This is a genomic window from Flavobacterium oncorhynchi, from assembly GCF_002217355.1.
Taxonomy (GTDB): Bacteria; Bacteroidota; Bacteroidia; order Flavobacteriales; family Flavobacteriaceae; genus Flavobacterium; species Flavobacterium oncorhynchi.
This window is the reverse complement of record NZ_MUHA01000001.1, coordinates 28848-49276: the sequence shown is the minus strand read 5'-3', so window position 1 is coordinate 49276 and position 20429 is coordinate 28848. Positions and strand designations below refer to the sequence as shown.

Genomic DNA, 20429 nt, shown 5'->3' with positions numbered 1-20429 from the left:
AAGAGCCTTAGAGTCTTAGCTTCTTAGAATCTTAGCAACTTAAAAAGAATGAAAATACTAATAATAAACTCAGGAAGTTCATCAATAAAATATCAATTAATGGTTATGCCAACAAACGAAGTGATTTGCAGTGGTATGATTGATAGAATTGGTCTAGAAACATCAAACATTACTTTTAAAACAGCTTCAAATTCGCGTGAAGAAATATTGCCGATTCCAACTCATAAAGTAGGATTACAGAAAGTGGCAGATATGCTTTTGGATGCAGACAAAGGAGTAATTAAAACAACTTCAGAAATTGCAGCTGTAGGGCATAGAGTTGTACACGGAGGAAGTTATTTTTCTGATACAACTATTATTACAGAAGAAGTAAAAGAAAAAATTAAAGAACTTTCAGAATTAGCGCCTCTTCATAATCCAGCGCATTTGGTAGGAATAAATGTTGCAGAAGAAATATTTGCCGAAGCAAAACAAGTTGCTGTTTTTGATACTGCGTTTCATCAAACAATTCCAGTTCAAGCTTATAAATATGCAATACCAAATTATCTTTTAACTGAGAATAAAGTGCGCGTATATGGATTTCATGGAACAAGTCATAAATACGTATCTGAAAAGGCAATAGACTACTTAGAAAATAAATCTAAAATTATCACAATCCATTTAGGAAACGGATGCAGTATGACAGCTGTAAAAGACGGGAAAAGTATTGACACAACAATGGGATTTTCGCCTGCAAATGGTCTAATAATGGGCACAAGAGCAGGAGATATTGATCAATCTGTTATATTTTATATGGTCAAAAATTTGGGTTATACGGCAGATGAAGTAAACTCTATTTTGTTGAAACAAAGCGGAATGTTAGGGCTTACAGGTTACAGTGATTTGCGTGATATTGAATCGGAAGCTGAAAAAGGAAATAAAGACTGTCAGCTGGCTTTGTTAATGAATGCTTATAGAATTAGAAAAACCATTGGGTCGTACGCTGCTTCTTTAAACGGGTTGGACGCTATAATTTTTACAGCTGGAATTGGTGAAAATTCATCGTATATGCGAAAGTTAGTTTGTACCGATATGGAATATTTTGGAATTGAAATAGATGATGATAAAAATCAAATTCGTTCGAAAGAAATTAGAGAAATCAATAAGCCAAGTTCAAGAGCAAAAATACTTGTAGTACCAACTGACGAAGAATATGAAATTGCAAATCAGGTTTATCAATTGCTGAATAACTAAAGATTTTGAATTGAAGATTATAAGAAAGCTCCTTGATTAGGAGCTTTTTTTATGACTTCATATTAAATATTTGTGAGTATCTTTGAGGTATAAATCCGAATATTTTGAAATCGAAACTTTTTAAATTACTATTCTTCTTTTTCATTGCTTTTCAAATCCAAGCACAAGAATTACTTCCTTTCGTCGAAAATTACAATAAATCAGATTATCAGGGTGATAATCAAATCTGGAACGTTGCTCAAGGTAAAGATAAGGCAATGTATTTTGCAAATAATCATTATCTGCTGCGTTACGATGGTGTCATTTGGGAAAAGTATTCTTTGCCAAATAAAACGATAATTCGCTCGATTTTGATTGAAGGTGATCGAATTTACTCAGGATCGTATAAAGAATTTGGATATTGGTATAGAAAAAATGGTAAAATGCATTATGTTTCTATTACTAAAAATCTTCACTTATTTGATGAGAAAGACAATGAAGAAATCTGGAAAATATTCAGATTTAATGGGTCATTGTATTTTCAATCTTTCAACGATGTTTTTATTTATGATGGAAAGCATATTCAAAGAGTTAAATTCCCTTTTTTAGTTTCCTATTGCTTTGTAGTCGACAATAATCTTTATGTTGCTTCTGTAGAGAAAGGTCTTTTTAGAATGAATGGAACAAAAATCGCAATTCCAAAAGGCTGGGAAATTCTGAAAAATACCGTTGTGCATGCGATTGAAAAATATAATGGGAAAACTTATATTTTTACGCAAAAGCGAGGGATTTTTGTTGCTGAAAAAGAAGGACTCAGACCTTGGAATAATCCATTGAATGAAACATTAAAGTCTAACGGAATTAATGTTGCGAAGTTTATTAAAAATAATAAACTCATTGTCGGCACAGGCAATAAAGGGGTGTTTATCTACGATTTTAATACCAATACATTTAAAAATATTGACAGAAACAATGTTTTGATGAATAATTCAGTACTAAGCATTGGTTTTGACAAAGAGGAAGACTTATGGCTGGGTTTGGATAACGGAATTGCTCATGTTGAGGTAAATTCTCCAATTTCTTTTTTTTACGACAATTCTGGAATATTGGGCTCTGTTTACTCCGTTGCCACTATTGATAAAGGATATTTAATTGCTTCAAATCATGGTATTTTTGAGTTTGATTCTGGAAACTTCAAAATAATGCCTAATACACAGGGGCAGGGATGGAATATTACCAAAATTGGAAGTAAATATGTGATAGGTCATAATGATGGTACATTTTGTTACGAAAATGGTGCTTTAACAAAGATTAATAATGTAAATGGAGGTTGGAACTTATCAAAAAGTATTATTAATGATACTTATTTTCAATCGACTTACAGCGGAATTTTAGTGTATAATAATGCTTTCGATCTTAGCGAAAGCAAAAAAATTGATGGACTTTCTAAACCTATAAAGTATGTTGCACAGAATAAGAAAAATGAAATTTGGGCGGCAGATAATTATAGAGGATTATATAGAGTTTTTGTAGATGATAATTTCAAGACCAAGAAAGTTGAAAACATCACTCAGTTAAGTAAAATTAAAAATGATTTTGGAGTTAAGATTTTTGAATTTAGAGGAGAGATACTTTTTCTAATTAATAACATTTGGTATACATTTAATTCTATTACAAATAAATTAGAAGAGAATGAATTATTCAATACCAATTTTAAAAATATCTCTGATGTAGTTGCCATAGATAAGAATCATTTTATTGTTCTTCAAGAAGGTGTTCTTTATCATATTTATGCAAATGAAAATAAATTTGTTTGGAATATTATTCAAGAGAAATACTATAAAGGAAAGTTGATTAATGAAAATCTAAGAATTTTTAGAAGTAATAATCATTATTTACTAAATCTTGATGATGGATTTATTTCGCTTCAATTAGAATATGAAAATAAGCAGAACAAAGGTGTTAGAATTGAAGCTTATAATAATGGTGAACTTCTTCCGGACGAAAGTAAAATAAAACACAATACGGAACTTAGAATAAATGTGATTTCTGGAATTTATGGAGCCAGTAAGCCAAATTTATTTTATCAGATAAATAATGACAAGAAATACATACCAATTTCAAATGGTGCAGTTGTTTTAAATAACTTAAGCAGCGGATCACATTCTGTGGTGATTTTTAAACATGATGGAGCTAATTATGATAAAGTTTCAAGCTTTGAGTTTAAAGTTTCGCAGCCTTGGTATTTTTCATTTTGGATGGTGCTGCTTTATTTGCTGGTAATAGCCGCAGTCTTATTTTTCTATTATAAATGGAATAAACTTCGTTATACACAAAAATTAAAATTGCAGGCAGAAGAATTAAAACATCAGCGCGAAATTCTTGAAATGGAACTTAAGAAAGAGAATGAGCTGAATATTCAAGAATTTGAGAAACATATTCTAGAGCTTGAATTACAGACAAAATCATCTGAAGTTGCTGGTAAGTCTTTGTCGATTGCTAAACAAAGTGAAATGATCGAAAATATTCAGAGTATTCTTGATTCTGAAAAAGATTTCAATAAACTAAAAAGCGAAATCAAAAAAGCAATAAAAATAAATGAGGTTAATAAACACGAATGGGAGACTTTTGAGACAAATTTGAATCAAATTCACAATGAGTTTATTATCAACCTTTCTAAAAAGTATCCGCATCTAACTCCAAAAGATATAAAACTCTGTGTTTATCTTAAAATGAATCTCTCTTCAAAAGAAATTGCACCTCTGATGAACATTTCTTTTAGAGGCGTAGAATTACATAGATATCGTCTAAGAAAGAAGCTGAGTCTTACTCAAGATGAAAACCTGTCAAAGTTTTTATTAAGTCTGTAAGATTTGGTTTTAAAATTTATAGATCTTATATTTTTCCATCTCATTTTTTATATAATTCTAATACATCAATACTACATCATAACGTTATGTTAATGAATTTTATTTAACATTTATGTATTTGATAATCATTTGTATAACTTAAAATTTTAACACAATGATGTAGTTATGTTGTAGTGGTGTTTGATGTACTACAACGTTGTAATTGTTTAATTTGGCTCTACTAACTTAAACGATTACATACTGTATGAAAAATTTTATTTTTAGCTTTTTAGCGCTCTTATTGTTACCATCTTATATGATGGGACAAGCGCAAGCAATTAAAGGAAAAGTAGTAGACAGCAGCGGAATGGGAATTCCTGGAGCAATAATCGCTTCATCTGATGCTCGTGCTACTGCTGATGCAGATTTCGACGGAAACTTTACTATTAATGCAAAACCAGGAGATATATTAAAAGTCTCTATGTTGGGTTTTAATTCAGTTTCTGTACCGGCAACTGCCGCACCAATGACAATTACCTTAAAAGAAGCAGAGGATACTGCATTAAAAGAAGTAGTTGTAATAGGATACGGTACAAGAAAAAAGATTGATAATACATCTGCTGTAAGTTCAATCAAATCTGAGGAAATTACCAAAATGAAGGTAATAAATGCGTCTCAGGCTATTCAGGGTAAAGCAGCTGGTGTACAAGTATCTACTTCAGATGCGCCAGGAAGTACTCCTTCAGTATTGATCAGAGGGGCTGGTACCGCATTAGGAGGAAGAAATCCTCTGTATGTAGTAGATGGTATGCCTACTGAAAACATCAACAACATTAATACTAATGATATTACATCTTATGAGATCTTGAAAGATGCTTCTTCATTAGCTATTTATGGAACTAGAGGTGCAAATGGTGTAATTATGATTACAACCAAAGCAGGTAAAGGAAAAATGACTGTAGACGTAGAAAGCTTTGCAGGAGTTAGAACGCCGCTTAAAACGGTAAAAATGGCAAATGCTGACGAGTACGTTCGTTATAGTAATGCTGCTTATAGCAACGATTTTCCTCAAGGCAGATTTTCTGCAAATCAACCTTATAACACAGATTGGCTTGATGCGATTACAAGAACTGGGTCTTACACTCAAAATAATATCGCAATCTCAGGATCTTCAGAAAATGTGAAATACTTTTTTAGTGTTGGAAATTATGAAGAAAAAGGAATTTTAAACGGCTCTGATTACGGACGTACAACTATTAGAAATAATAATGAGTTTAAACTTTCTGATAAAGTTAAATTAACTCAAAACTTTAGTGTAAGTACTATTAAGAATACACCAATGCCTTTGAGCGCATTTACAAATGCTTACAGACAATCTCCACTTGTTCCTGTGCGTTACGCTGATGGGAAATATGGTGTACCATTTATTTCTAATGGAGTTGTAGCTGAAACAGGTGCTTCTTTCAATAATGTTGGAAATCCAGTAGCTCAATTAGATTATACAAACGAGCAGCAGCAAACTGTTATGCTGCAAGGTGGATTAAAATTAGATTATGACATTATTAAATCGTTAAAATTTACTTCACAATTCAACGGGGAATTTTATACATACAAACAGTATAATTATGTAGACAATCAAGCTCTTTGGTTATCTGCAGATCCTACTCGTGTAGCATCAAAGTATCCTGGTGATTTGAATGTGAACACTTTGACAAGAAATAGAGATCAGTATTTTAATTGGAACTTATCTAACTATTTAACGTATAATAAAGTTTTTGCAGAAATTCATGACGTTGAAGTTACAGCTGGTATTGAGGCGAATGTACAAGGTACTAGAGAAAAGTTAACTATTGACAGAAAGAATGTAAATGCAAACTCGAACTATTGGTCTTTAAAAGATGTTAATGTAGCAGGGACTGTTACAGGTTTGAAAGATGAAGCTTTAAATCAAAGAAGATTAGCCTCTTATTTTGCTCGTTTCCAATATAAATTGTTAGACAGATATTTACTTACAGGTACTGTAAGACGTGATGGATCTTCACAATTTGCTGAAGACAAACGTTGGGGAACATTCCCATCTGTTGGTTTAGGATGGATAGTTTCAAAAGAAAGCTTTTTAAGTAATGTAGAGCAAATTAATTTATTAAAAATTAGAGGTTCTTGGGGTAGATTAGGAAATCAAAATGTACCGCTTAATACACAATTATTAACTTCTGGATTAGATAATTCAGGTTTAGGTTCAGGTACAACAATTAATTCGCAAGTAGATCCAAATTTATCTTGGGAAATTGTTGAAGAACTTTCAGGAGGTTTTGATTTTGAAGTATTAAACAACAGATTAAAAGGATCATTTGACGTGTATGATAAAAACACAACAAATACAATTTTGAATGTTAAACCATATTCAACTTCTGGAATTACAGTTGCTACACCAGCGCATGTTGGGGAAGTATCTAACAAAGGTTATGAAATTTCTTTACGTTGGGATGATAGAATAAACGATAATTTAAGTTACTGGGTAGGAGGAAATTTTTCTCATAATAAAAATGAACTTACAAGTCTTAAAAATGTTCAGTTAAATCCAATTATTGGAGGAAGTTTAGGAAATGGCCAAAATACCAAAATTCTTGATAATACTTCGGTAGGACAACCATTAGGTAGTTTCTTTATGTATGAGTATGCAGGAGTTGATCAAGCAAATGGTCAAATGCTGTACTACAAAGCAGATGGTTCTAAAGTTGCGCAATCAGGCTTAGATGAGCTTAAAGACAAAAAATATGTAGGTTCTCTTTTACCAACTTCTAATTATGGAGTTACATTAGGTTTAAACTACAAAAACTTTGATTTTTCTGTTGATGGTTACGGAACAGGAGGAGCAAAAGTATATAACGGAAAGAAAGCACAAAGGTTTGGAGGAGAAAATGTAGAAGCTTCTATGGCTAATGGTTTTTGGACACCTACAAATACAACATCTTCAATTCCGGCACCTTCTAATTTAACTCCTTTTGCTTCAACTTATTATTTAGAGTCAGCAGATTTCTTTAGAATTAATAACATTACTTTCGGGTACAAACTTCCTCTTAAAGAAGATAAATTTATTAACTATTGCCGAATTTATGTAAATGCGATTAACCCATTTATTACACAAAAATTCTCTGGATTTTCACCAGATGTTGTGTCTGATGGTAAGTTAGTTGAAGGTACTCAAGGGGTTGAGCTAGATGCTTACCCATCATTGAGATCATTTGTTATGGGAGTTAATTTAAAATTTTAATATTATGAAAAGATTATATATATCAATGTTTGTTCTTTCTGGATTACTATTATCCGGATGTTCAAATGACTTTTTGGATGTAGATCCAACAGAAGCTATTCCTGCAGATCCTGCTTTGGTTAATAGTGATGAAGGAGCTAAAGGTTTTGTAACTGCAATTTATAATCAATTTTTAGGATGGGAAATGTCATCTTTTGGATGGAATGCAGTTTCAAGTATCATCACTGATGACGCAGATAAAGGTTCTGATCCAGGAGATGCAGGTGGAGACAAAGATATTGTTGACGCTTTAACTTATAACGCTTCAACGCCATCATTTCAATCTACTTGGAATGCTAACTATGCGGGAATTAACAGATGTAATCAAGCATTAGCCATGTTTCCTAAATTGGATAAAGCATCTCCTGATTTAAAAGCAAGATTAGTAGGGGAAACAAAATTCATGAGAGCATTTATGTATTTTACTTTAGTAAAAGGATATGGTGGAGTTCCAATTATTGATCATTTAGCTACAGTGCCAATATCTGAAGAAGATAGAAAAATGCAATTGACACGTAAGTCAGTAGCAGAAGTTTATGCTTTTATTGAGCAAGATTTAAATGACGCTATCGAAGCGTTGCCTTTAAAATCAGCTTACACAGGAGCTGATGTTGTTAGAGCTTCTAAAGGAGCTGCATACGCTTTACTGGCAAAAGTAAATCTGTATCAAAAGAAGTGGCAAAAAGTAATTGACAATTGTGATAAAGTAACAGGTTATTCTTTAGTTTCTGATTATGCTCTACAATATAAAAAAGAAGGAGAATTTGGTCAAGAATCTATTTTCGAAATCAATGGAGTAGGTTCTACTTCAAGCCCTGGATTTGGAATTGGAAATTATACTGTTTCTCAAGCGCCTCGTGGAGCTGGAGGCTGGGGTTGGGGATTCAATACGCCAACTAAAGGTTTAGCAGATGCTTATGAGCCGGGAGACGTTAGACGAGCTGCTACAATTATTTTCAAAGGATCAGTTTTGTATGACGGTAGAGAAGTGGCATCAACTGTTGCAAATGAAAGATATAATTATAAAGCATATTCATCATCTTTTTACAATCAAGAATTTACAGATACAAATCTTAGATATTTAAGATATGCTGAAGTTATATTAATGAAAGCCGAAGCATTAAACGAATTAGGACAAACTTCTGAAGCTATTCCTTTAGTGAATCAAATTCGTAAAAGAGCAGGTTTAGGAAACACTCCTTTTACTTCTCAATCAGATATCAGAAAAGCAATCTATAAAGAAAGAAGATTTGAATTTGCATTTGAGCACGACAGATGGTTTGATATTGTTAGAACAGGGCAAGCTGAAGCAGCTATGGCAGCAGATGGTAAGACTTTTATTGTTGGAAAACATGAGTTATGGCCTATACCAACTTCATTCTTAAGAGAAGCAAATGGACTTTCTCAACAAAATCCAGGTGGTTATTAATTAACATCTTAAAATCACTTCCTCTAAAAGTTTAGAGGAAGTGATTATTTATTCAATATTTTAAATTTTTATAATGATTAGAATTTCAGTTTTATTTTTAGCTTTTACTTTTTTTGGATGTGGATCCTCTGCTGTTAAATCTAAAGGGAATACAGAAGAAAAAACTTCTAGTGTTACACTGACAGATGAACAGCTTATAGAAATGGTTCAAAAACAAACCTTTAAGTATTTCTGGGATTATGCAGAACCAAATTCTGGATTAGCAAGAGAACGTTATCATCCTGACGGAAATTATCCAGAGAATGATTCAAATATTGTTACAACAGGCGGTTCTGGTTTTGGTTTAATGGCACTTGTATCAGGAATGTCTCAAGGCTATATTACAAAAGCACAAGGAGTAGAAAGACTGAACAAAATTGCTGATTTTTTAGGCAAAGCTGATCGTTTTCACGGAGCGTGGTCACACTGGATTGACGGAAATACAGGAAAAGTAAAACCTTTTGGAACCAAGGATAATGGCGGCGACTTAGTCGAAACTTCATTTTTGGTTGCAGGAATGATTACAGTTCGTGAATATCTTAAAACAGGTTCAGAAAAAGAGAAAGCTGTTGCAGCAAAATATGACGCACTTTGGAAAGGTGTTGACTGGCAATGGTATACAAACAACAAAAATGTGCTGTACTGGCACTGGTCGCCTAATTACGACTGGCAGATGAATTTTCCGCTTGAGGGATATAACGAATGTTTAATTACGTACGTTTTGGCAGCAGCATCGCCAACACATACTATCGATGCAAAAGCTTATCATGAAGGCTGGGCCAGAAGCGGCGGAATTGTTACTTCAAAAACAAAATACAATATTCCTTTAATTCTAAAACATAATGGAGCTGAAGAGTTTGGAGGGCCATTATTTTGGGCGCATTATTCTTATGTAGGTTTAGATCCGAATCAATTAACAGATAAATATGCAAACTACTGGGATTTAAATGTAAATCAGGTTAAAATAGATTATGAATATTGTGTTGAGAATCCTAAAAAATATGGCAGTTATGGTGCTGATTATTGGGGATTAACAGCTTCTTATTCTAGAAATCCTGACGGATCAATAGGATATAATGCACATTTTCCAACGAATGATGTTGGAGTTATATCACCAACAGCAGCAATAAGTTCAATTGTATATACACCAAAAGAATCTATTGCTTTAATGAGAAACCTTTATCAAAATCATAAAAAAGAAACTTGGGGAGAAGCTGGTTTTTATGATGCACTAAGTTTAGAAAACAATTGGGTGGCAAAACGATATCTAGCCATAGATCAAGGTCCAGAAGTAGTAATGCTTGAAAATTATCGTACAGGATTATTATGGAAGTTATTTATGAATGCTCCAGAAGTAAAACAAGGTTTAACAAAACTTGGATTTAAATCCGGAAAATACGGAATCTAATTTTTTATGAAATATAAAGCAGGCTTACTCTTAATGCTTTTTTCTCTAGTTGGTTTTGCACAAAGTGAGACAACAGGAAAAATAAAAACGGTTGTTATAACCAACTATGAATTGGGATATGTTTTGCATAAACCGATAAATACAAAAGAGAAAAAGCCATTAATAGTTTTTATTTCAGGAGATGGAGAAAAAGGTACAGACCTTGAAAAAGTCAAAATAAACGGGCCTTTAAAGTATTTAAAAACCCATCAGCTGGATGCTTATGTTTTGGCGCCGCAATGTAAAGAAGACGAAAATTGGGATATAGAATCAATTTATCAGCTGATTTTAAAAATTCAGAAAGAAAACAAAATTGATTCAGAAAGAATATATGTTACTGGTTTAAGCTCAGGAGGCTGGGCTTCATGGAATTTGGCTTTTGCACATGCTGATCTATTTGCCGCAAATGTACCTGTCGCTGGTTTTGTAGATTTAATTCAGTTAGAAAAAGCCTGTGAAATAGCCAATATTCCAACCAGAATTTACCACGGTTTATTAGATAATGTGGTCAATGTAAATTATGCGATTACGATTTACAAAGAGTTAAAAAAATGTAATGCGAAAGATGTTCAATTGACCATTTTTGATGATGCAGGTCACGACAGCTGGACAAGAGTTTACGACAATCCTGAAATTTATGACTGGATGTTTAAACAGAAAAGAACGAATACGAACAAATAAATATAATAGAATGAAAAACAAATTAGTCTTACTATTTTTAGGATGTGCTGTTTTGGGTTATGCCCAAAAAAAGAATACTAAAAATACAGTAAAAATTAAACCAAAGTCAGAGTTTGTAGCTGAGCTTTTGTCAAAAATGACATTAGACGAAAAATTAGGTCAGCTTAATTTACCAACTTCTGGAGATATTACAACAGGACAAGCAAATAGTTCTGATGTGGCTAAAAAAATTGCTGAAGGTAAAGTTGGAGGTTTATTCAATATTAAATCTGTTCAAAAAATTAAAGAAGTACAAAGAATTGCAGTTGAAGAAAGCCGATTAAAAATTCCGTTGATTTTTGGTATGGATGTTATTCACGGTTACGAAACAACATTTCCAATTCCGTTAGGATTATCTTGTACTTGGGATATGGGCTTAATCGAAAGAAGTGCACAAATTGCAGCGCAAGAAGCTAGTGCAGACGGTATCAACTGGACATTCTCGCCAATGGTTGATGTTTCTCGCGATCCGCGTTGGGGAAGAGTTTCAGAAGGTTCAGGTGAAGATCCATATTTAGGAAGTGAAATTGCAAAAGCAATGGTTAATGGATACCAACAACATGATCTTTCTAAAAACAATTCAATTATGGCATGCGTAAAGCACTTCGCTTTATATGGTGCGCCAGAAGGTGGTCGTGATTACAATACTGTAGATATGAGTCATATCAGAATGTTCAACGATTATTTCCCTCCTTACAAAGCTGCTATTGACGCAGGTGTAGGTTCAGTTATGGCTTCTTTCAACGAAGTTGACGGAATTCCTGCAACTGGAAATAAATGGTTAATGACAGATGTTTTAAGAAAACAATGGGGCTTTAAAGGTTTCGTAGTAACAGATTTTACAGGAATTCCTGAAATGATCGAGCATGGAATGGGAGATTTACAAGCAGTTTCTGCTCAGTCTCTAAATGCTGGTGTTGAAATGGATATGGTTGGAGAAGGTTTTTTAACAACTTTGAAAAAATCTTTAGACGAGAAAAAAGTTACAATGGCAACAATCGACAATGCTGTTAAACTTATTCTTGAAGCAAAATACGATTTAGGATTATTTAGTGATCCTTATAAATATTGTGATGAAAAAAGAGCAAAAACAGAGATCTTTACTTCAAGCAGCAGAAAAGAAGCAAGATCAATCTCTGCGCAATCTTTGGTTTTATTAAAAAATCAAAACCAAGTATTGCCACTTAAAAAATCGGGAACAATTGCTTTAATCGGGCCATTGGCTGATGCTAAAGAAAACATGCCGGGAACTTGGAGCGTAGCGACAAAAATGGAGAATGCTATCTCATTATTAGCAGGAATCAAAGAAGTAGCAGGGAAATCAACTAAAGTATTATACGCAAAAGGAAGCAACTTAGATTACGATGAAACTTTTGAAACTAATGCAACAATGTTTGGAAAAACATTGCACCGTGATTCTCGTTCAAAAGAAGAATTATTGGCAGAAGCTTTAAAAGTAGCAAATCAGTCAGATGTAATTGTTGCTGCTCTTGGAGAATCTGCAGAAATGAGTGGAGAATCTAGCAGTCGTACGAATTTAGAAATTCCACAAGCGCAGAAAGATTTGTTAAATGCATTATTAAAAACAGGAAAACCAGTTGTTTTAGTATTATTCGACGGTCGTCCGTTAGTTATTAAAGAAGAAAACGAAACGGTACCAGCTATTTTAAATGTTTGGTTCGCTGGTTCAGAAGCAGGTTATGCAATTGCTGACGTTTTATTTGGAGATGTAAATCCTTCAGGAAAATTGACTTCAACTTTCCCAAGAAGCGTTGGACAATTACCAATTTACTATGCACACAAAAATACAGGAAGACCACTTTCTAACACAGAAGGAAAATTTGAAAAATTCAGATCTAACTATATCGACGAAAGAAACGAACCATTATTCCCATTTGGTTTTGGTTTAAGCTATACCACTTTTGATTATTCAAACTTGAAAATTTCATCAGATAAAATGAATGCTTCTGGAAAATTAAAAGTAACCGTTGATGTAACTAATACTGGAAATTATGACGGAAAAGAAACAGTTCAATTATACATTAGAGATTTAGTTGGTTCGGTAACAAGACCGGTTAGAGAATTGAAAGGTTTCCAAAAAATTACACTTAAAAAAGGTGAAAAACAAACCGTGACTTTTGATATCACAGTTGAAGATTTAAAATTTTATAATTCTGATTTACAATTTGTAGCAGAACCTGGACAGTTTGATATTTTCGTTGGAGGAAATTCAACTGCCGATAAGAAAGTTAGTTTTGAGTTAACTAAATAGTTGGTTTATTGGTTAGTTAAAAGCCCTTCGTTTGGTTGACGGAGGGCTTTTTTTCTAAAAAGACATTTTTATTCAATTATAATTTCAAAAAAAATGAATACTAGTAAAATATTTCGAGCCCTTCTTTTTTTCGCAGTAATAATAGCTTTCCATTCTTGCAGTGTACAAAATAATGGAATTGTAGCACATCGCGGCGCATGGAAAAAGAATAATCTTCCAGAGAATTCTATAGCAGCTTTAAGACATGCTATCGATTTGAAAAATGCAGGTTCTGAATTTGATGTTTGGAGAACTGCCGATGATTCTCTTGTAATCAATCACGATGCACATTATAACAAATTACTTATTGAAGAAACAAATTACGCAGATCTGATAAAGTTCAAACTTTCAAACGGAGAAAAACTGCCAACATTACACGAGTATATTTCAGAAGGAATTAAAAATAACAAACACACTCTTTTAGTCTGTGAAATAAAACCATCAGAGATAAGTAAAGAACGAGGAAAAAAGACTGCTTTGAAAGTAGTTGAAACCATCAAAGAGCTGAAAGCTGATAAAATCACCTGCTACATTAGTTTTGATTATGAAATATTAAAACAAATTAGAGCAGTTGATCATAAAACCGTTTTACAATATTTAGAAGGAAATAAATCACCAAAAGAAGTAAAAGTGGATAATATTAATGGCATTGATTATCATTATTCAGTCTTCAAAAAACATCCAGAATGGATTATAGAAGCAAAAGAAAATAATATTATTCTAAATGCCTGGACCGTTAACGAAGCTTCTGATATGGATTGGATTATCGAGAGCAAGTTTAATTATATAACGACAAATGAGCCAGAGCTTTTGGCACAAAGAATAAAAGTGAAAAAGTAGTTTTCAAGAAAAGCTTAATTCAAAACAAAGCAAATCCTCTTGTTTTTAAACTTTAAAAATCAAAAAATGAAAAATAGATATACACTACACTTAAAAGTGCTTTCGTTGCTTTTAATAGTTAGTTCAATCGGTTGGGCACAAAACACTAATATTCCTGGTAAAACAGAATGGTTTGATCCAAATAAACCCGCAACAACCTATTGCAATCCTATAAACATTGGATACAATTATACAACCGAAAATCATAATGGTATTCCAGTATCACGACGTTCAAGTGCAGATCCTGTCATTATTACCTTTAAAGGAGAATACTATTTGTTTGCCACAAATCAGGCAGGTTTTTTCTGGAGCAAAGACATGTCTGATTGGAAATTTGTCTACGGAAGTTTTCAAAGAAAACCAGCAGATGACGATCAATGTGCACCAGCAGCTTGGGTTGTAAACGATACCTTATTTTATGTAGGTTCTACTTGGAAAAAAGATCACCCAATCTGGAAAACCGATGATCCAAAATCAGGTCAGTGGCTGCGACATGTTGATAAAGCAATGCTGCCAACATGGGATCCTGCCATTTTTCAAGATGATGATAAAAAAGTATATATGTACTATGGTTCAAGCGGAAAATTGCCGCTTGTTGGTGTAGAGGTAGATTACGATACATGGCTTCCAAAAGGGAATCAAGCTGATTATGCAGAATTGTATAAAGCTACTGAAGTTGAAGATATTCAAAAAGTGTATGGTCAAGTAAAAGAAGTTGCAATTTTAGATCCTGCAAATCATGGATGGGAACGTTTTGGACCGAACAATGATATGGAACCAGCGCCTTGGGGAAATTTTATTGAAGGCGCTTGGATGACAAAACACAACGGAAAATACTATATGCAATATGGTGCACCAGCAACAGAATTTAAAGGTTATGCAAACGGAGTTCATGTTGGCGATAATCCGTTAGGACCTTTTACTTACCAAAAACACAATCCGATGTCATACAAACCAGGCGGATTTGTAATTGGTGCAGGTCACGGAAATACATTTGCAGATAATTATGGAAATTATTGGAACACAGGAACATGTAAAATATCTATTAAAGATCGTTTTGAGCGTCGTATTGATATGTTTCCTGCAGGATTTGATAAAGATGATGTAATGTATTCGATAACTTCTTATGGAGATTTTCCAATTGTGCTTCCAACAAGTCAGCGCGATCAAACAAAAGGAGCCTCATCAGGATGGATGCTGCTTTCGTACAAAAAGCCGGTAACCGTTTCTTCATCTGAAGAATGTATGGAAGTGGAAACACACAGAATGGATAACGGAGGTAAAAAAGTATACGAAAAGTTCTGTTACGGCCCTGAGAATCTAACCGATGAAAATATTCAAACCTATTGGTCAGCCAAAACAAGTGATTCTGGCGAATGGCTTCAAATGGATTTGGGAAGACCAATGGAGATAAAGGCATTGCAGATCAATTATGCAGATCATAAAGCAACACAATACAATAAGGCAATGGATATTTATTATCAATATAAAATCTTTATGTCTGATGATGCTCAAAATTGGACATTAGTTGTAGATAAATCTAAAAATGCAAAAGATGTTCCGCATGATTATGTTGAGCTTACAAAGTCAATAAAAGCCAGATACATCAAGATGGTTAATATTCATAATGCATCAGGTTTATTTGCAGTTTCAGATTTCAGGGTATTTGGAAATGGATTACAAGTAAAACCAAAAGTTGTTTCCTCTTTTAAAGTAGATAGAAAAGCAGCGGATTCACGTAATGCAATGATTTCATGGAAAAAACAAACGGATGCAGTTGGATATAATATTTACTACGGAATTGCTCCTGATAAATTGTACAACAGCATTATGGTTTACGGTGAAAATACATATGACTTTAGAGGTTTAGATAAAGGCACAAAGTACTATTTTACTATTGAAGCTTTTAATGAAAATGGAATAGGAGATAAAGCTAAACTTATCGAAGTAAAGTAATCCTAATCTAATAAAATAAGGGAACTCCGATTGCAAACAAAATAGGTTTGCAATTGGAGTTTTTTTTTCAGAAAGGTTTAGAGAAAAACTCGAACAGTTTTAAAAGAATTTTGTTCCTTTGTGATCTAAGCTAAAAAAAAACTCAAACAAAAGACCAAAACGCTATAAAAACTATGAAAAAAACGATTCTTTTAACTGCTTTAGTTTTAAACGGATTGACATTATTTGCTCAGTCAAATGATGAGAAAAATATCAAATTATTCTATAAAAAAGCTTTAACCGAAGCAAAATGTTATTCTTGGTTAGAATATCTGTCTAATGATATTGGAGCACGATTATCTGGTTCTGCAACTGCAGAAGAAGCAGTTCAATATACCAAAAGACAATTAGAAAGTCTTGGACTTGATAAAGTATACTTACAGGAAGTTATGGTGCCTCACTGGGTACGCGGCGAAAAAGAAACTGCTTTTATCCTTGACGGAAAAGTAAAAACTGCTGTTCCAATTTGTGCTTTAGGAGGATCTGTGGCAACAGCAAAAACAGGACTTACTGCAGAAATTATAGAAGTGCAGGGTATTAAAGAATTAAGTGAATTAGGAGCTGATAAAGTAAAAGGGAAAATTGTGTTTTACAACAGACCAATGAATCCTGAAAATATAGAAACATTTACTTCGTACGGAGCTTGTGTAGATCAAAGATATGCTGGCGCAAAAGAAGCTGCTAAATTAGGAGCTGTAGGAACCATTGTTCGTTCAATGAATTTGCGTTTAGACGATTTTCCACATACAGGAGCGCAAAGTTATGGAGATTTGAAAAAAGAAGAATATATTCCAACAGCAGCAATTAGTACAAATGGTGCCGAATTGTTGAGTAAATCTTTAAAAAGGAACCCAGCTTTAAAATTCTATTTTAAACAATCATGCGAAACTTTGCCAGATGCATTGTCTTATAATGTTATTGGAGAATTAACAGGAACAGTAACTCCAGAAAACATTATGGTTGTGGGCGGACATTTAGATTCTTGGGATTTAGCAGACGGTTCTCACGATGACGGAGCAGGAGTAGTGCAAAGTATGGAAGTGCTTCGTATACTTAAAAACTTAAATTACAAGCCAAAAAATACAATTCGTGTTGTATTGTTCATGAATGAAGAAAATGGCGGAAGAGGCGGAGCGAAATATGAAGAAGTTTCAAAACAGAAAAAAGAAAACCACATTTTTGCATTGGAAAGTGATTCAGGAGGATTTTCTCCAAGAGGATTTTCTATAGAAGCGGATGATGTTAATTTGAAAAAAATTCAAGGATACAAAGATCTTTTTGAACCTTATTTAGTACACAGTTTTACAATTGGTCACGCAGGTTCAGATATTGGACACTTAACGTCTAAAGCCATCGTTAAAGCAGGTTTAAAACCAGATTCACAACGTTATTTTGATTATCATCATGCTGCAAATGATAAATTTGACGCTATCAATAAAAGAGAATTAGAACTTGGAGCGGCAACAATGACTTCTTTGATGTATCTATTAGATCAAAACGGAATTGAATTACCGAAAGCGAATTAAGATTTAAAATCTATAATATATAAAATAGACTGTCATTTTTGACAGTCTATTTTTTTTGATATAAATATTGTGCTTTTCTGAAGCTGAGATAATTTTGCTTTTATAATCAAAAAAAAATCAAAATTTCATCACAATCAAATAATACAAAAAGGTTATTGGAATATTAGAAAGCAGTATTAAAATCTTAAGTGCAATATCTTTTCGATATTCTGGTAAATGAATAAATCGATCTGTTAGATTTACTAACATTATAATATTTACTATTATCGCAGAAGACGCAAACGGCCATGCAATAACTAATACATTCGGGCTCTCATTCGAAATAATATAAAGTACAAACAAGATCGTACTAATCATAAAAGTGCCAACAGCTAATTCAGTTGATTGCTTTTCTTCAAAAGGTTTGTGATGAGTTGTTTTCATAAATTAAATTTTAAATGATTGCTGAATAGTATAAATTGGTTTTAAAAGCATTTTTGAAAAATCAAGATAATGGAATGGCAGTGCTCGTTTTCCTCTTTTGTACTGATTTATAAAGTACTGTAGTTTGTTTGGGTAAAACACTGTTCCAGAAAGTATAACCATGAACAAATACAAACTTCGTTTCCCGTTTCCTAAAAGATAATACTGCATTCCAATTTCTTCATATACAGAAATACCTGTATTTGTTAAGACATGAATAATGTCATGATCTTCCAGTTTTTCTTGCATGTCGAAATGGTTCTTGTAAAGAAAATTTCCCAATCCACGGCCTAGACTTCCTTCAGGATAATCCATTAACTGCGTTTTATCAATTTCCCAAGGTTCATTCTTTTTAAAATATTTTTGATAGGGCTTTTTACTGCATTCATAAAGTTTTTCAATTAGATAGTCTCTCATAAATATATTTTTAAAAGTTCTTTGAAATTCAAAGTAAAATAATAAATATAAAAGCCAATTGATTTTCGAATTAGCTTTTTGCTATTTTTAATAATTATCAACTATAGTTTTTAGTAAACTCGAATCTGAAAGGTCAGAAGGAGCAACTACTTTTTCTTGAAGCGGAATTTCATTACCATATCGTTCTTTTAATATTTTTTGAACTCTGACATCAGTTAAATTAAAATCTTTTAGTTCTCTTAATTTCGAAAGCTCAATGCCAGCGGCATTTTTATAAATTTTCCAAACCAGTTCTGAACAATAAATTCTATTATCCGTCCATTCAAAATAAGAATCATATTCTTTGCCGTCAAATTGCTGACTGTAGTCTTTCATTTTTTGAAGAACAACAGGAGTTAAAACAGCATTGTCTTTTAATCTTTTTACCACATATTTATTGTCTTTTCCGTGCTTAATCCAATCCTCAAACGGAGTCAATTTTACAGGTTGAACTGCTTCAAAGACAAACCATTTTCCGTTTATATCGTAGATAATACCGCAATGCGAGAATTTTGAGTTTGTGGCAATTCGCACCGCTTCGCATTGAGGCGATTGTGATGTTTGAAAAATAATATCACCATCCTGAATTTTACTCACAGCCTTATTTTCTGTTTTCGCTTTAGAAGAAAAGGGATTATTCGGAAAAACAGACATTGCTACAAATAAAGCAAGACCAAAGCTTAGTAGAAATGTAATGCCGAGAAATATATATTTTTGTTTTTTCATTGGTTTTATAATTGAAAGCTAAAAGTACTTTTTTAGATGTTGTATCTAATTTGTTTTGATAAAAAATTAACACAACTAAAAAGAACTTTGAATTACAAAGTAAATGATAAAAAAAATAGTTACCAAATAAATGATAACTATTTTTAATTCTTTTTCTTACGAAATATTAGATTCTGAAAATACCGCCAACAGCAATAATTCTTTGAAAAAAGAAAAAGTCTTGCGAAGCCTTATCTTCATTACTTACAGTAGTTCTAATATCCTGCATATTGATGTAACCGCCTTTTAATTCTCCTTGAATATAGAAGTGTTTGAAAAAAGTAACATTGATACCCGCTTTTGCCGAAACACCGTAACCAGAAATATGAAAATCATCGTGACGATCTTTTCCTAATAAAGTTGTATTTGTTTTAGGGTATAAAAGTCCAATACCTAAACCTTCAGTCAAGTTAATTTGTACCTTATCTATATTTGGCAGACCAAACCATTTAGAAACATCATCAAATCTTGAAACCTCAGTATTAATGTAGTTTAAACCGTCAGTATGCTCATAAATTAAGAAAGGAGTATCAGTGCTTCCAGGAGGCATTCCACCTTCTTGTGCACCGCCTATAGACATATCTACAGGTCTGTTATTGTAAACTCCATTGTAAATTGAGCCAGCTTGATCAGTAGGTAGATCGATGTATCCGTTAACGTTTGCAATTTGATTCTGAGACATTACATATTTCATATGATCAACACCAATTGTTACACTGTAATGATCACTAAAAAAGTAACCCAATCTCAAGTTTGTCTGAGGAATAGTCATGTTTACAGGATTAACATAATCAACATGCCAGCCTTTCGGTTTATCATGAGCCTTCATATTTTCAACAGTAAAGTTGTAGTCTTTACCTCTGAAATTTACATCAGAGTTAGAGTAACTTTCTCTGTTTCCGCCCCACATAACAAAGAATTTCCCTTTGTTATGAGCTGCGTATTTTTGTACCGGAATTTCCTCTTGGGCAAAAGTGCTTAAAGAAACACAAATCAAGAAGAAAAATAGAAATTTTGTTTTCAAAG

General features: G+C 32.9%; 14 protein-coding genes. 10 read left to right on the top strand and 4 right to left on the bottom strand.

Annotation, left to right across the window (positions count from 1 at the left end; all coding sequences use genetic code 11):
* Positions 1-48: 48 nt before the first annotated feature.
* The 10 genes from B0A75_RS00230 (at position 49) to B0A75_RS00185 (ending at position 17720) form a co-directional block, all read left to right on the top strand.
* On the top strand, positions 49-1233 hold the full coding sequence (locus B0A75_RS00230; protein WP_089052285.1) for an acetate/propionate family kinase: 1185 nt from the start codon (positions 49-51) through the stop codon (positions 1231-1233).
* Positions 1234-1337: 104 nt separating this feature from the next.
* Positions 1338-4082, top strand: coding sequence for a helix-turn-helix and ligand-binding sensor domain-containing protein (locus B0A75_RS00225; protein WP_089052284.1), 2745 nt, complete (start codon positions 1338-1340; stop codon positions 4080-4082).
* A gap of 244 nt (positions 4083-4326) precedes the next feature.
* Positions 4327-7335, top strand: a complete 3009-nt coding sequence (locus tag B0A75_RS00220; protein WP_089052283.1) for a SusC/RagA family TonB-linked outer membrane protein — start codon at positions 4327-4329, stop codon at positions 7333-7335.
* 4 nt (positions 7336-7339) lie between these two features.
* The gene (locus B0A75_RS00215) at positions 7340-8803 is read left to right on the top strand and encodes a RagB/SusD family nutrient uptake outer membrane protein (RefSeq protein WP_089052282.1); all 1464 of its coding nucleotides are present in this window, start codon (positions 7340-7342) and stop codon (positions 8801-8803) included.
* A 73-nt stretch (positions 8804-8876) separates the two neighbouring features.
* A complete protein-coding gene (locus B0A75_RS00210; protein WP_089052281.1) occupies positions 8877-10250 on the top strand; it encodes a glucoamylase family protein in 1374 nt (457 codons plus the stop codon).
* A gap of 6 nt (positions 10251-10256) precedes the next feature.
* Positions 10257-10970: a carboxylesterase family protein gene (locus B0A75_RS00205; RefSeq protein WP_089052280.1), complete on the top strand. Its 714-nt coding sequence runs from the start codon at positions 10257-10259 to the stop codon at positions 10968-10970.
* A 10-nt stretch (positions 10971-10980) separates the two neighbouring features.
* Positions 10981-13281 (top strand): beta-glucosidase BglX, encoded by a 2301-nt coding sequence (gene bglX, locus B0A75_RS00200; protein ID WP_089052444.1) that lies wholly within the window; start codon positions 10981-10983, stop codon positions 13279-13281.
* Between the two features lie 93 nt (positions 13282-13374).
* Positions 13375-14160: a glycerophosphodiester phosphodiesterase family protein gene (locus tag B0A75_RS00195; protein ID WP_089052279.1), complete on the top strand. Its 786-nt coding sequence runs from the start codon at positions 13375-13377 to the stop codon at positions 14158-14160.
* Between the two features lie 66 nt (positions 14161-14226).
* Positions 14227-16155 carry a discoidin domain-containing protein gene (locus B0A75_RS00190; RefSeq protein ID WP_089052443.1) on the top strand — a complete coding sequence of 643 codons (1929 nt, stop codon included), beginning with the start codon at positions 14227-14229 and terminating at the stop codon, positions 16153-16155.
* A gap of 173 nt (positions 16156-16328) precedes the next feature.
* Positions 16329-17720, top strand: a complete 1392-nt coding sequence (locus B0A75_RS00185; RefSeq protein ID WP_089052278.1) for a M20/M25/M40 family metallo-hydrolase — start codon at positions 16329-16331, stop codon at positions 17718-17720.
* A gap of 117 nt (positions 17721-17837) precedes the next feature.
* Here the strand turns inward: B0A75_RS00185 and B0A75_RS00180 are convergent, their stop codons facing one another.
* From B0A75_RS00180 to B0A75_RS00165, 4 genes are all read right to left on the bottom strand, one after another.
* Positions 17838-18143 (bottom strand): hypothetical protein, encoded by a 306-nt coding sequence (locus B0A75_RS00180; protein ID WP_089052277.1) that lies wholly within the window; start codon positions 18141-18143, stop codon positions 17838-17840.
* Between the two features lie 3 nt (positions 18144-18146).
* Positions 18147-18599 carry a hypothetical protein gene (locus B0A75_RS00175; RefSeq protein WP_089052276.1) on the bottom strand — a complete coding sequence of 151 codons (453 nt, stop codon included), beginning with the start codon at positions 18597-18599 and terminating at the stop codon, positions 18147-18149.
* An 87-nt stretch (positions 18600-18686) separates the two neighbouring features.
* Positions 18687-19364: a YiiX family permuted papain-like enzyme gene (locus B0A75_RS00170; RefSeq protein ID WP_089052275.1), complete on the bottom strand. Its 678-nt coding sequence runs from the start codon at positions 19362-19364 to the stop codon at positions 18687-18689.
* Positions 19365-19530: 166 nt separating this feature from the next.
* Positions 19531-20427, bottom strand: a complete 897-nt coding sequence (locus tag B0A75_RS00165; RefSeq protein WP_089052442.1) for a hypothetical protein — start codon at positions 20425-20427, stop codon at positions 19531-19533.
* Between the last annotated feature and the right edge of the window lie 2 nt (positions 20428-20429).

Bases quoted from the DNA above. Each gene is read 5' to 3' on its own strand.
- B0A75_RS00190 (WP_089052443.1), top strand. From the start codon at position 14,227: ATGAAAAATAGATATACACTACACTTAAAAGTGCTTTCGTTGCTTTTA.
- B0A75_RS00230 (WP_089052285.1), top strand. From the start codon at position 49: ATGAAAATACTAATAATAAACTCAGGAAGTTCATCAATAAAATATCAA.
- B0A75_RS00220 (WP_089052283.1), top strand. From the start codon at position 4,327: ATGAAAAATTTTATTTTTAGCTTTTTAGCGCTCTTATTGTTACCATCT.
- B0A75_RS00170 (WP_089052275.1), bottom strand. From the start codon at position 19,364: ATGAAAAAACAAAAATATATATTTCTCGGCATTACATTTCTACTAAGC.
- B0A75_RS00215 (WP_089052282.1), top strand. From the start codon at position 7,340: ATGAAAAGATTATATATATCAATGTTTGTTCTTTCTGGATTACTATTA.
- bglX (WP_089052444.1), top strand. From the start codon at position 10,981: ATGAAAAACAAATTAGTCTTACTATTTTTAGGATGTGCTGTTTTGGGT.
- B0A75_RS00195 (WP_089052279.1), top strand. From the start codon at position 13,375: ATGAATACTAGTAAAATATTTCGAGCCCTTCTTTTTTTCGCAGTAATA.
- B0A75_RS00210 (WP_089052281.1), top strand. From the start codon at position 8,877: ATGATTAGAATTTCAGTTTTATTTTTAGCTTTTACTTTTTTTGGATGT.
- B0A75_RS00180 (WP_089052277.1), bottom strand. From the start codon at position 18,143: ATGAAAACAACTCATCACAAACCTTTTGAAGAAAAGCAATCAACTGAA.
- B0A75_RS00175 (WP_089052276.1), bottom strand. From the start codon at position 18,599: ATGAGAGACTATCTAATTGAAAAACTTTATGAATGCAGTAAAAAGCCC.
- B0A75_RS00185 (WP_089052278.1), top strand. From the start codon at position 16,329: ATGAAAAAAACGATTCTTTTAACTGCTTTAGTTTTAAACGGATTGACA.
- B0A75_RS00205 (WP_089052280.1), top strand. From the start codon at position 10,257: ATGAAATATAAAGCAGGCTTACTCTTAATGCTTTTTTCTCTAGTTGGT.